Annotated in this window: 9 protein-coding genes; 6 read left to right on the top strand and 3 right to left on the bottom strand. The window is 37.6% G+C overall.

What is annotated here, in order from left to right; genetic code table 11:
* Nucleotides 1-263: 263 nt before the first annotated feature.
* On the top strand, nt 264-2,108 hold the full coding sequence (ftsH3, locus tag FJR08_RS17985) for an ATP-dependent zinc metalloprotease FtsH3 (RefSeq protein WP_015079544.1): 1,845 nt from the start codon (nt 264-266) through the stop codon (nt 2,106-2,108).
* Nucleotides 2,109-2,365: 257 nt separating this feature from the next.
* Nucleotides 2,366-2,749 (top strand): hypothetical protein, encoded by a 384-nt coding sequence (locus FJR08_RS17980; protein WP_168634095.1) that lies wholly within the window; start codon nt 2,366-2,368, stop codon nt 2,747-2,749.
* Between the two features lie 78 nt (nt 2,750-2,827).
* Here the strand turns inward: FJR08_RS17980 and glp are convergent, their stop codons facing one another.
* The 3 genes from glp to FJR08_RS17965 form a co-directional block, all read right to left on the bottom strand.
* Entirely contained in the window at nt 2,828-4,054 is a 1,227-nt protein-coding gene (glp, locus tag FJR08_RS17975; protein ID WP_168634094.1) for a gephyrin-like molybdotransferase Glp, read from the bottom strand.
* Between the two features lie 309 nt (nt 4,055-4,363).
* Complete coding sequence (locus FJR08_RS17970; protein ID WP_168634093.1) at nt 4,364-7,951, bottom strand: hydantoinase B/oxoprolinase family protein; 3,588 nt, start codon at nt 7,949-7,951, stop codon at nt 4,364-4,366.
* Nucleotides 7,952-8,008: 57 nt separating this feature from the next.
* Nucleotides 8,009-8,734 carry a DevA family ABC transporter ATP-binding protein gene (locus tag FJR08_RS17965; RefSeq protein ID WP_168634092.1) on the bottom strand — a complete coding sequence of 242 codons (726 nt, stop codon included), beginning with the start codon at nt 8,732-8,734 and terminating at the stop codon, nt 8,009-8,011.
* A gap of 403 nt (nt 8,735-9,137) precedes the next feature.
* Here FJR08_RS17965 and FJR08_RS17960 point away from each other — a divergent pair, with 403 nt between their 5' ends.
* The 4 genes from FJR08_RS17960 to FJR08_RS17950 all read left to right on the top strand — a co-directional run bounded on the left by FJR08_RS17960 (nt 9,138) and on the right by FJR08_RS17950 (nt 13,067).
* On the top strand, nt 9,138-9,377 hold the full coding sequence (locus FJR08_RS17960; protein ID WP_168634091.1) for a ribbon-helix-helix domain-containing protein: 240 nt from the start codon (nt 9,138-9,140) through the stop codon (nt 9,375-9,377).
* Nucleotides 9,378-9,514: 137 nt separating this feature from the next.
* Nucleotides 9,515-11,632, top strand: a complete 2,118-nt coding sequence (locus FJR08_RS17955; protein ID WP_323294577.1) for a KAP family P-loop domain protein — start codon at nt 9,515-9,517, stop codon at nt 11,630-11,632.
* A 51-nt stretch (nt 11,633-11,683) separates the two neighbouring features.
* On the top strand, nt 11,684-11,845 hold the full coding sequence (locus FJR08_RS23310) for a hypothetical protein (protein ID WP_217357534.1): 162 nt from the start codon (nt 11,684-11,686) through the stop codon (nt 11,843-11,845).
* A gap of 31 nt (nt 11,846-11,876) precedes the next feature.
* Nucleotides 11,877-13,067: a M20 family metallopeptidase gene (locus FJR08_RS17950; RefSeq protein WP_015079537.1), complete on the top strand. Its 1,191-nt coding sequence runs from the start codon at nt 11,877-11,879 to the stop codon at nt 13,065-13,067.
* Nucleotides 13,068-13,209 lie beyond the last annotated feature (142 nt).

Below are 13,209 nucleotides of genomic sequence, written 5' to 3'. Positions count from 1 at the left end.
GGTCAAGAAAGAGACAATAGACAATAAATATTTTCCCTGCTCCCTGCCCCTGCCTCTTTTCTCCTGACTCCTGCTGAGAATCGCTACAATAGAACTCCTATGATTCTCATGTTTTAGAATTGCAGGAGGTGGGAGATAATTTTTAGCATGACAGGAGGATTATTTTGAGATATCTTAAAATAAGTTAACATAATTATCATAATGTCCTCTTTCTTAGAGAAGCTAAGTATAAGCAGCAAACCAGTACAGGAGAATCAACATCAGTGAATAATAAAAGATGGAGAAATACGGGGCTGTACGCGCTCCTTTTTATAGTTGTTATTGCCCTAGGAACAGCATTTTTTGACAAACAACCCCAAAGCCGGGAAACATGGCGCTACAGCCAGTTTATCCAAGAAGTTAAACAAGGCAGAGTTGAGAGAGTCAGTTTGAGTTCTGACCGTTCTACAGCTTTGGTAACACCCAAATATGATCCTAATAAAAAGATCGTTACCTTAGTTAACGACCCAGATTTAATCAATACTCTGACAAATAAAGGTGTTGATATTGCCGTATTACCTCAAGCAGACGAAGGATTTTGGTTTAAAGCTCTCAGCAGCTTATTCTTCCCTGTATTGCTGCTAGTTGGTCTATTTTTCCTTCTCCGTCGCGCTCAAGGTGGACCAGGTAGCCAAGCCATGAACTTTGGTAAATCTAAAGCCAGAGTGCAAATGGAACCCCAAACTCAAGTGACATTTGGGGACGTTGCGGGTATTGACCAAGCCAAATTAGAACTAAATGAAGTTGTAGACTTTTTGAAAAATGCCGATCGCTTTACCGCTATTGGTGCAAAAATTCCTAAAGGTGTACTTTTAGTTGGTCCTCCTGGTACTGGTAAAACCCTGCTTGCGCGGGCTGTTGCTGGAGAAGCAGGTGTTCCTTTCTTCTCAATTTCCGGTTCTGAATTTGTGGAAATGTTTGTGGGTGTGGGTGCTTCTCGCGTCCGTGATTTATTTGAACAAGCAAAAACTAATGCTCCTTGTATCGTCTTTATTGATGAAATTGACGCGGTAGGTCGTCAACGGGGTGCTGGTTTGGGTGGTGGTAATGACGAACGGGAACAAACCCTCAACCAGTTACTAACGGAAATGGATGGTTTTGAAGGTAACACTGGCATTATTATTATTGCTGCTACCAACCGTCCTGACGTATTAGACGCGGCTTTATTACGTCCTGGTCGTTTTGACCGTCAAGTTGTGGTAGACCGTCCTGACTACGCTGGAAGAAGCGAAATTCTCCGAGTTCATGCTCGTGGTAAAACTTTATCTAAAGATGTAGACTTGGATAAAATTGCCCGTCGGACTCCTGGTTTTACCGGTGCAGATTTATCTAACTTACTCAACGAAGCGGCAATTTTAGCCGCCCGTCGGAATTTAACGGAAATTTCGATGGATGAAATCAATGATGCAATTGATCGTGTATTAGCGGGTCCTGAAAAGAAAGACCGGGTAATGAGCGAAAAGCGCAAAACTTTGGTTGCATACCATGAAGCAGGTCACGCTTTAGTTGGGGCTTTAATGCCTGACTATGACCCTGTGCAAAAGATTAGCATTATTCCCCGTGGTCAAGCTGGTGGTTTAACTTGGTTTACCCCTAGTGAAGACCGTATGGACACTGGTTTATATAGCCGTGCTTATTTGGAAAATCAAATGGCTGTGGCTTTAGGTGGTCGTCTGGCTGAAGAAATTATCTTTGGTGAAGAGGAAGTTACTACTGGCGCTTCTAATGATTTACAGCAAGTTGCCAGAGTAGCTAAACAAATGATAACTCGTTTTGGGATGAGCGATCGCTTGGGTCCAGTTGCCCTTGGTCGTCAACAAGGAAATATGTTCTTGGGTCGAGATATTATGTCTGAACGCGACTTTTCAGAAGAAACCGCTGCTGCTATTGACGAAGAAGTTCGGAAGTTAGTTGATACTGCTTATATTCGAGCTAAAGAAGTTTTAGTTAATAACCGCAAGGTTTTAGATGAAATTGCTCAAATGCTGATTGAAAAGGAAACTGTTGACGCTGAGGAATTACAAGAAATCCTTGGTAATAACGATGTGAAAATGGCAGCTTTTGCGTAATTTTTCTTGAACTTTGAAAAAGGGTAATTCTGGTTTTTCTGGAATTACTCTTTTTAGTTTCTTGTGAACGTTAAAGATGCTAAAATCCCATACGGTTTAGTTAAGCCTAATACTCTTTTTTTAAAACGAACCACAGAGGCACAGAGGACACAGAGAGAGAAAAAATAGAGAGGTTTTTTGCGTCAGTTTTGGGACATTTTTTTATGGTATATTACATTTTCCTGGTTTTGTAAGACAACATTAATCTAGAATAGATTATGACTACACTTAAATTGAAAAATCACCAAATCTGGCAAGATTTAACTGAGATATTAGAAAATTTAGATACTAATTCTCTTGTTCAAAAACATCTTGAACAATGCTGTTATACAATCAATGGTTATTGGAATGAACAGGATAGATATTATGAATTAATTACTTTACCTCACCCCATAGAAGCAAAATTAGTTAGTAGTTTTGTAGGTGTTACCCAAGATAAACGTTTTCTAAAACTCAAATTTTCTCTTATGAATTTTCTTGAAAATATAGGTGAGTTAGTTCTTATCTATAATGAAAATCTAGAATTAATTGATGAAAATTGGCTTTTAGATATAGATTCTCCTCTACTTGTGCTTGATAAAAGACAAGTTACTAACACCTGAGTAAATGAACCACGAAGGGACGTTCGCGCAGCGTCCCGTAGGGATAGAACACGAAGGAAGAAAAGAAGAAGGTTTGTTTTATCCTATTTGTAAAACTAAAGTTTCTTCTCCTGGAGTAACTAAGGTTTTTCCTACTGGTAAAATGGCTAAAGCATTTGTTTGCGCTAAGTTAATTAAGTTCCCAGAGTTTAAATTGCCACTTGTTTGATGAAATTCATAAATACCATTATTTAATTTTAAGTTACCCCATATATAAGTTTCCATTTTCCCGTTAGATTTTAATTCAGAATGCGATTCAACTTTTAAAAATTTCGCTTCCCAACCCTGATTAATTCCTGAAAGTTTTTTGATTGTCGGTTCTACAAATCTCCAAAATGTGACTAATGCAGAAACGGGATTTCCTGGTAAACCAAAATAAAGGGAATTAGGAAATGTGGCAAATGTGAGGGGTTTTCCTGGACGCATTTGCACGGCGCGAAAATGGATTTCTGCCCCCAAAGATGCTAATATATTATCAATATAATCATAATCACCTACAGAAACTCCACCAGAAGAAAGAACTATATCAGCATGATTAATGGCATAATTTATAGTCTCTGTTAATGCAGTTGGATTATCTTTAACAATTCCTAACATTAACACTTCTGCACCTGATTCTTTGACTAAAGCGGCTAAAGCATATTGGTTAGAATCTACTATTTGTCCAGGTTTTAGGGTTTGTTCTGGTGTTACTAACTCATCACCGCTAGAAAAAATAGCCACCCGTGGACGACGGAAAACACTGATTTTAGGTAGTTGTGCTGCTGCTAAAATCGCAATTTCCGCTGGGTTGAGGGAAATTCCCGCTGGTAAAAGTTCCGTTCCTGCTTGGTAAAAGTCTCCTTGTTTTCTGATAAATTCTTGGGGTTGCGGTGTAGCTAAGATAAAAACTTGATTTTCCTGCAATTTAGTTTTTTCCTGCATAACTACAGTATCCGCACCTTTTGGGATTATTGCACCAGTGAAAATCCTGGCTGCTTGTCCTGGTTTAATAGTAATTTGGGGTTGATATCCTGCGCGAATCTCTTCGACAACTGCCAATATGGTAGGATTTTCAGGATTTGAATTTTGCACATCTTCATAACGTACAGCAAAACCATCCATTGCGGAATTATCCCAGTGAGGAAAATCTAAAGAACTAATGACAGAAGTTGCTAAAATGCGATGAAATGCTGTTAATAAATCCACAACTTCAATATCATGTTGTTGATTTAAAGGTTGGACCGCATTGAAAATAATAGTTTCGGCATCTTGGACTGATAACATAATGAATAAGTAGGTTAGCGTTAAAAATTGTCGTTATAGCAAGGCAAAAGGCAAGGGGGAAGAAGTTTTCAGCGATTTTACATTTCTTTACACTGAATAGAAATTTAATAGTTAATTAGTGAGCAGATACCCAACTTCTACTTTAGAATTAGATTATGTATCATATATTTATTTAACTTACCTTTGGGGGTTAAAGTCCCCTGCTTCTACAAGCAGCGGGTTTTGCGTCGGGGTAAAATCCCCGTTGCAAAACGTAATTCTAAATTCTAAATTCTAAATTCTGCATTCTTTTAAGAAGTTGGTGATATTTTATATCTCCCCATAACCACCACCTCCTGGAGTTTCAATGACAAATATATCTCCAGGATTCATTTCTACCACAGCTTTACTTCCTAATTTTTTCACAGTTCCATTATTTCTTTCTACATAATTTTTACCTATCATACCTGCTTTCCCACCACATAAACCAAAAGGGGGAATAACCCGATGATTTGCTAAAATTCCCGCTGTCATATTTTCCAAAAACCGCAACCGTCGAATTACACCATTTCCACCGTGATATTTACCTTTTCCTCCGCTATTTTCCCGAATTGCAAAACTTTCTAAAATTACCGGAAACCGCCATTCTAAAACTTCAGGATCTGTTAATCTAGAATTAGTCATGTGGGTATGAACTGCGTCTGTTCCATTGAAATCTTCACCCGCACCAGAACCACCACAGATAGTTTCATAATATTGATATTTCGTATTACCAAAAGTAAAATTATTCATCGTTCCTTGGGAAGCAGCTAACACACCCAAAGCCCCATATAAAGCATCTGTAATTGCTTGGGAAGTTTCCACATTTCCCGCAACTACCGCAGCCGGATAATGGGGATTTAACAGACAACCTTGAGGAATAATCACTTCCAACGGTTTCATACATCCTGCATTTAAAGGAATATCATCATTTACCAAAGTGCGGAAAACATATAAAACTGCTGCTTTACAAACTGCTGATGGTGCGTTAAAGTTATTATTTAATTGCGGTGAAGTCCCAGTAAAGTCTATTTTAGCATTTCTGAGTTTTTTATCAATAGTAATTTTAACTTTGATCATACTTCCATCATCCAAAGCATAACTAAAACTCCCATCTTTTAAAACTTCAATTACTCGACGAACTGATGCTTCGGCATTATCTTGGACAAAACCCATATAAGCTTGAACAGTTTCTAAGCTGTAGTGTTCTACCATTTTCAATAATTCTTTAACTCCCAGTTCATTCGCTGCAATTTGTGCTTTCAAATCGGCGATATTTTGAGGAATATTCCTCGCTGGGTAAGGTTCACTGCTGAGTAAATTAATTAATTCCTGTTCGCAGAAAACCCCAGAATTAACTAATTGAAAATTATCTAATAAAATCCCTTCTTCTGTGACACTTGTACTATAAGGTGGCATAGAACCGGGAGTTATTCCCCCAATATCTGCATGATGTCCCCGTGAAGCTACATAAAAAATAGGAAGATGAGAATTAAGAAATATCGGAGTAATAACTGTAATATCTGGAAGGTGAGTTCCCCCATTGTAGGGATTATTAGCAGCGAAAACATCACCAGGTTGAATATTATTTTTATGAGTGGAAATTAAAGCCTGAATACTTTCACTCATGGAACCTAAATGTACAGGAATATGGGGGGCATTTGCGACCAATTGTCCATGATTATCGAAAATTGCACAGGAAAAATCGAGCCTTTCTTTGATATTCACAGAAGAACTGGTATTTTGTAATGTTATTCCCATTTGTTCAGCAATTGCCCGAAACAAATTATTGAAAATTTCCAACATGACAGCATCAGGATTTTCAATTTTCTCATTTGTATTTGCCACTGATAACTGACTACTGACTACTGACAAAACCAAATTCTGAATATTAGTTAATTCTGCTTTCCAATGGGGTTCAATAATATTTGTCCCCGTCGCTTCTACAATAATTGCAGGTCCAGAAATACAGTCTCCCGGTTGTAAATTCTCCCGACGATAAACTGGGGTATCCCACCATTTCCCAGCAGTAAACATCTGTACGGTTGTATCTGCAATCGGTAAATTATCATTTATCCGAGAAATTACAGATGGAAATGGGGCATCATGATGTAATACTAACTCCACCGTCACCGCTTCCACAATCAAGGGTTTTTCCTCGGCAATAAAGCCGTAACGCTGACGATGTAACTCTGCAAACTGATTCTGCATGGCTGCTAAATCGGCAAAATTTACAACCAAAGCCGCATCTGTTCCTTCATATCTTAAATGCAGCTTTTCATACAGTTGAATCTCTGTGTTACCAGGATCTTGACGGTTTAATTCTTTTTTTCCCTCTGCTGCTAATTCTGTGAATACTACTTTTAAATTTGACAATATCCCTAATTCTAAAACCGCTTCAATAGCTTTTTCTTTTAACACCCTCACATCTGCCAAACCCATACCATAAGCAGATAAAACTCCAGAATAGGGATGAATAAATACCTGTTTCATTCCCAAAGCGTCAGCAATTAAACAAGCGTGTTGTCCACCTGCACCACCAAAACAGCATAAAGTATACTCAGATACATCATAACCACGTTGGAGGGAGATTTTTTTAATCGCATTGGCCATTTTATCAACGGCAATGGTAAGAAAACCCGTTGCTACTTGTTCCGCTGTGCGATTATCACCAATTTCTTCTACCAATTCCGCAAATTTACTCTTGACAATTTCCACATTCAATAATTTGTCAGCATTTGCTCCAAATACTTGAGGGAAAAAAGCAGGTTGCAACTTACCTACCATGACATTACAGTCTGTCACCGTTAGGGGTCCGCCTTTGGAGTAGGAAGCAGGACCGGGATTTGCACCGGCTGATTCTGGTCCAACGCGATAACGAGAACCATCAAAATGTAAAATTGAACCGCCACCCGCTGCAACGGTATGAATAGCCATCATTGGAGTTCGTAACCTAACTCCAGCCACTTCTGTTTCTAAGGTACGTTCATATTCACCATTATAATGTGCAACATCCGTAGATGTACCACCCATATCAAAACTGATAATTTTATGAAATCCTGCCATCAGACTAGTTTGGACTGCACCAACGATTCCCCCCGCCGGACCGGACAAGATACTATCTTTACCAAGAAAAGTTGCTGCGTCAGTTAAGCCTCCATGAGATTGCATAAACTGGAGAGTAACGTTTTTTCCTAACTGACTCGCTACCTGATTCACATATCTTCGTAAAATCGGCGATAAATAAGCATCAACTACCGTTGTATCACCACGACTGACCAATTTCATTAAGGGGGTAATTTCGTGAGATACGGAAACTTGAGTAAAGCCAATGTTTTTAGCGAGGTTAGCAACCTGTTTTTCATGGTTGGTGTAGCGATAACCGTGCATAAAAACAATTGCACAGGAATGAATCCCGCTATTATAAGCTGTTTGCAGTTGAGGACGAATGGCATCTAAGTTTAAATTAATTAATACATCACCTTGGGCGTTATAACGTTCTTCTACTTCAATTACTTGTTCATATAACATTTCTGGTAAAATAATCTGCCGGGCAAAAATATCGGGACGGTTTTGATAGCCGATTTTTAAAGCATCTCGAAAGCCTTTGGTGATGAGTAAAACAGTTCTATCCCCTTTTTTTTCCAGTAGGGCATTTGTAGCTACTGTTGTTCCCATTTTGACAATTGTGATTTTGTGTGAGGGAATAGTTTCATGATCTGAAATACCTAAAAGTTCCCGAATTCCCTGTATTGCTGCATCGGTGTAACGTTCGGGATTTTCGGATAATAGTTTGTGAATTTGTAATTTACCGTCGGGGCATTTGGCGACAATATCAGTAAATGTACCACCCCTATCAATCCAAAATTCCCAAGTCATTGTAGATTAACCCTCTTACAGAATTTATAAATTAGAGAAAACGGTATTAACAATATTTTAACCAACTACATCCTGCAAAGAATCACTTTTTTCTCGGACAAGATGGCCATCTTCCATGTAAACAATTCGGTCAGCAATATCTAAAATGCGGTTATCGTGGGTAACAAGCAAAATTGTACAACCATGCTCTTTTGCTAGTTTCTGCATTAATTCTACTACATCTCGTCCCGATTGTTTATCAAGTGCGGCGGTAGGTTCATCTGCTAGAACTATTTTTGGTTGACTTACCAATGCACGAGCGATCGCAACTCGTTGTTTTTGTCCCCCTGATAAGTTATCTGGATAATAATTAAGCCGATTTCCTAATCCTACCTCTTCTAGCATTTTTTGTGATTGGATTAACATTTCTTTTCCAGACATTTTCGGATGTAATTCTAAACCCATTCTCACATTTTGAATTGCTGTTAAGCTACCATGTAAATTATGGGATTGAAAGATATAACCGTTATTTCTGCGGGCTTGGGTTAATTGTTTTGCATTGGCTTTACAGAGTTCGTCACCTAAGATCCGCAAACTGCCAAATTGAGCCGAACGCAATCCACCAGCTAAGGTTAATAATGTGGTCTTACCTGAGCCAGATGGACCTGTCATAATCACAATTTCACCTGTATTAATGGTGAGGTTGATATTAAATAAAACTTGTTTTCGCAGTTGTCCATTTCCAAAATAATGATCGAGGTTTTGAATGGAGATTACAGGTTTGGGAGAGTTAAGAGTTTGCATATTTGATTGAGGTTTTCAGGATTTTTTTGCACGCAGAGACGCAGAGGCACAGAAGAGTAATTTTGAGAAATTTAAAACATATCGGCTGGGTCGGCTGATTGTAGTTCATTTGTGGCTATTGCACCGGAAATTGTACACATTATTATTGTCATTAGGAAAACTACTAAGTAGGTAGACACAATAAAAACGATATATGTTTAGTTTTGTAAAAACGGTGAAATAACCTATTTGTAAGGTATTTATTGAATTTACATTTCGTCACATACCTTTAAATTTTCCTGTTTACCTACTTAATGCTCTGGTTAAGGTCAAGCTGCATAAAAATTAGCATATGTACATCTGATTTATTTGTCCAAGTTCGACAATGCCGTTATTGGATACTACTTCACCTGCACGAGTATAAATGTCAAAAATTACACCATTCTGGGGAGCTTTAACATCACCCAGACGTAAGCGCACACCAGGGGGGAAATTTCAGGCTGATTATGGTGTTGAGTCTAAAAAGCTGCGGTCTATCCGGCTTACAGATACCGCTTGGGCTAAGTTGGATGAATTAGCAGCAGCAAATAATTTGACTCGCAGTGAAATGATTGAAATCTTTGCTCGTCAAGGATTTGCAGATGATCAAATGTCGGGAGAGTAGTTTTATATATACATGGTAAAAATTGTGGAAGTAAAAGCGATCGCAATAAAAATATATTGCGCGATGAGGCGAGAATATGGTTATACTTCGCTACATACTATTAAAAATGGATGTCAGAGATCAGGAGTAATTCTAGCGTGGAAACAGAAGACTTAAATATTTTGTCGGCAGATAAACCTTTAACTAATCCAAAAGATGATGAATTTGGATATGCTCCCTTTGCCGAAAATCTAGCTAAAAGCATTTGCGAAATGTCTCCTCCAGATGGTTTTGTTATGGCAGTTTATGCTCCTTGGGGTTCAGGTAAATCAACTTTATTGAATTTTATTGTTCACTACCTGGAACAAAAGCCAGAAGAGGAACAGCCGACTATTGTACCTTTTAATCCCTGGTGGTTTTCAGGACAAGAAGACCTCACAAAAAGCTTTTTTGATCAATTGCTAGGTGTTTTATATGATAAATGGCAATCTTTAGATAAAAATGCTAAAGAATTACTAGAAAGTTTGGCTGAAAGAGTTGCACCAATTCCCGGTTTATGGACAAAAGGCTTTGCTGCAACTGTAAATACAATCATACAACCAAAAGATATCCATAAATTAAAGAAAGAGGTAGAGGAATTACTCAAGAAAGAAAATAAGAAAATATTAGTTGTAATTGATGACATTGACAGACTTACTGCTGAGGAGATTAGACAATTGTTTCGAGTAATTAAAGCGGTTGCTAATTTCCCTAATGTTATCTATTTGTTGCTATTTGATAAAGATGTTGTGGTTAAAGCACTTGAAGATATACAGAAAATGGATGGTGAAGCCTACCTTGAAAAAATTGTTCAAGTTCCCTTTGAATTACCTCTTCCAGATCAATTTTCTCTTCGCAGATTATTTGAAGTAGATATACAGAAACTATTGGGTAATACTCCAAAAGAGCTATTTCAACAAGACCATTGGCGAGAAGTTTATTTGCAAGGTATAGAACATTTTATAACTACACCTCGCAGTATTCGTAGGTTAATAAATACCTTGACAGTAACATATCCAGCAGTCCAGGGAGAAGTTAACTTTGTTGATTTTATCGCTATTGAAACTATCAGAGTATTTTGTCCATTTATTTACAATATAGTCCGCCATAATTCTGAATTATTTTCTGGTTATATGCTTTATGAGACAGCCTCTAGTTATATGAGTGAGGAAGAACGTAAGATATTTCATGATTCTTGGATTAGCCAAATAAATGAGAAGGATAGAAAAGCAGTAAAAAATATAATGATGCTAATTTTTCCCGGAATCAGAATTTCTATAAAATACCCAAATAGCACCATAATGAATCAGAAATTAGCAAAAGATAACAACCAACTTCATATATGTGTTGGAGAAATATTTCCTCGATATTTTCGCCTAGCAATACCAGAAGGTGATATATCAACTTTTGAAATGAAAGCTATATTAGCATTAGCAAGTAATTCTCAGAAATTTGCTGCTAAATTATTACAGCTTTCCTATGAAATTCGCCCTAACGGTACAAGTAGAGTAACATTATTTTTGAATCGTTTTAGAAATTTAGATGAAAAAGATATTCCTTTAAATTATATACCTTCTATTTTAGAAGCTTTATTTACAGTAGGTGATAATTTACTGAAATTATATACAGGTTCATCTAATGATCGTGAAATAGAGGATTTAATTAATCAGCTTCTAGCAAGAATAGAAAAAGAGGAACGGAGTAAAGTTCTTCAGCAATCAATGGAAAATGGACAAGCAATATTTACTATGGTTTGGCAAATTATTTCTCTGGGAAGAGAGCATGGTAAATATGAAGCTACAAAAAGTCAACGAGAAGCAGTAAGACTTGTTAATAAACAACAACTAGAAGAATTAGAGCAAGTAGCTTTAGATAAGATAAGAAGGGCTACACAGCAGGATAAAATGGGTCATAATTTTTTGACAGTACCTAGCCTAATATATATACTAGATTTTTGGCATGATTTAGGTGGTGTGGAAGACATCAAACAATGGGTACAAAAAGTTATTAAAAAAGACCAAGGTTTAGTTGAGCTACTCAATACAAAACCAAGAGTTTATATACGAGGTTTTGAGTGGTTATCACTTTATTTAGAAGCATCTGAAATTATTAATAGAGTTAAGAATTTAGCAGAAGATACAGGTTTAACAGAAAATCAAAAATTAGCTCTACACGAATATATTAAAGAATATGAAATGAAGGAGAGAGAAGAAAATCCAAATCACCCATCTCCTTAAAATGAATTATCAATGTAGGGTGCGTTATTCTGTTACTAACACACTATTTTAGTGAATCATAGGGTATTTAATGCGATTGGACTTGTCAAACATACCATCAATCCTATCGTGATTAGTTTGTGTGTATTCCTGGATGCTGAAAAGTTAGCAGGTAAGCCGATAAAATTAGTCAGAATGCGGGTAGCAGTTAAAGCTGTCAAAATCCTAGAGTGAAATATAAGGTGAATGAATTAAAATTATTGCTATGCTGAACCGACTCAAAGACTTAACAACAAATATAGCACCCCGCTTAGTCGAAATCCGTCGCCATATTCATGCACACCCAGAACTTAGTGGGCAAGAATATCAAACCGCTGCTTTTGTTGCAGGTGTGTTATCTGCCAATGGCTTGCACGTAGAAGAGGGAATAGGTAGAACAGGTGTCATTGGTGAATTACAAGGAACTCAACCTAGTGATAGGATATTGGCAATTCGCACTGATATGGATGCTTTGCCTATTCAAGAACGCACAAGTTTAGAATATGCTTCTCGGATTGAAGGAGTCATGCACGCTTGTGGCCATGATATTCATACTACAGTAGGTTTGGGGACAGCAATGGTACTTTCCCAAATTGCCCCAGAATTGGGTGGAAAGGTGCGGTTTTTGTTTCAACCAGCCGAAGAAATTGCCCAAGGTGCAAATTGGATGGTACAAGATGGAGTGATGAATAATGTTGCGGCTATTTTAGGGTTGCACGTTTTTCCTTCCATTCCCGCTGGTTCAGTTGGTATCCGTTATGGTGCATTAACAGCCGCCGCAGACAATTTAGAAATTATTATTATTGGTGAGTCTGGACATGGGGCGCGTCCCCATGAAGCCATAGATGCAATTTGGATTGCAGCGCAAGTGATTACATCATTACAACAAGCTATTAGCCGCACTCAAAACCCTTTGCGTCCCGTAGTATTGAGTATTGGCCAAATTAATGGCGGAAGAGCGCCAAATGTAATTGCTGATAAAGTACAGTTATTAGGAACAGTGCGATCGCTTCACCCAGAAACCCGTGATAAACTACCACAGTGGATTGAAAACATAGTAGCTAATGTTTGTAATTCTTTCAACGCCAAATATCAAGTTAATTATCATCAAGGTGTCCCCAGTGTCCAAAATGATAATGCCTTAACACAACTATTACAATCCTCCGCAGAAGAAGCTTGGACTAATGATCGTGTCCAAATTTTACCAGAACCATCATTAGGTGCAGAAGATTTTTCTGTTTATTTAGAACACGCCCCTGGTTCAATGTTTCGCTTAGGTGTAGGCTATGAAGAGAGAATAATTAATCATCCCTTGCATCATCCCCAATTTGAAGTTGATGAATCTGCTATTATTACTGGAGTAGTCACATTAGCTTATGCAGCTTATAAATATTGGCTAAATAAGTCAGAAGTATGATTTGTGTGATTGGTTTGATTTAGATGATTAATTAGTCAAACAAATCACAAAAATCACAGAAATCACAGAAATCACAAAAATCACAGTCCAAAAATTGCTCTTTAAATAAATTCCAGAAAATTACACTGTCAATCATGCCACC

The organism is Dolichospermum sp. UHCC 0260 (genome assembly GCF_009711985.1).
GTDB classification, from domain to species: Bacteria; Cyanobacteriota; Cyanobacteriia; order Cyanobacteriales; family Nostocaceae; genus Dolichospermum; species Dolichospermum lemmermannii.
The sequence above is the reverse complement of the archived record's forward strand: the minus strand, read 5'-3'. Positions and strand labels throughout refer to the sequence as shown.

Bases quoted from the DNA above. Each gene is read 5' to 3' on its own strand.
- FJR08_RS17980 (WP_168634095.1), top strand. From the start codon at position 2,366: ATGACTACACTTAAATTGAAAAATCACCAAATCTGGCAAGATTTAACT.
- glp (WP_168634094.1), bottom strand. From the start codon at position 4,054: ATGTTATCAGTCCAAGATGCCGAAACTATTATTTTCAATGCGGTCCAA.
- FJR08_RS17970 (WP_168634093.1), bottom strand. From the start codon at position 7,951: ATGACTTGGGAATTTTGGATTGATAGGGGTGGTACATTTACTGATATT.
- FJR08_RS17965 (WP_168634092.1), bottom strand. From the start codon at position 8,734: ATGCAAACTCTTAACTCTCCCAAACCTGTAATCTCCATTCAAAACCTC.
- FJR08_RS17960 (WP_168634091.1), top strand. From the start codon at position 9,138: ATGTCAAAAATTACACCATTCTGGGGAGCTTTAACATCACCCAGACGT.
- FJR08_RS17950 (WP_015079537.1), top strand. From the start codon at position 11,877: ATGCTGAACCGACTCAAAGACTTAACAACAAATATAGCACCCCGCTTA.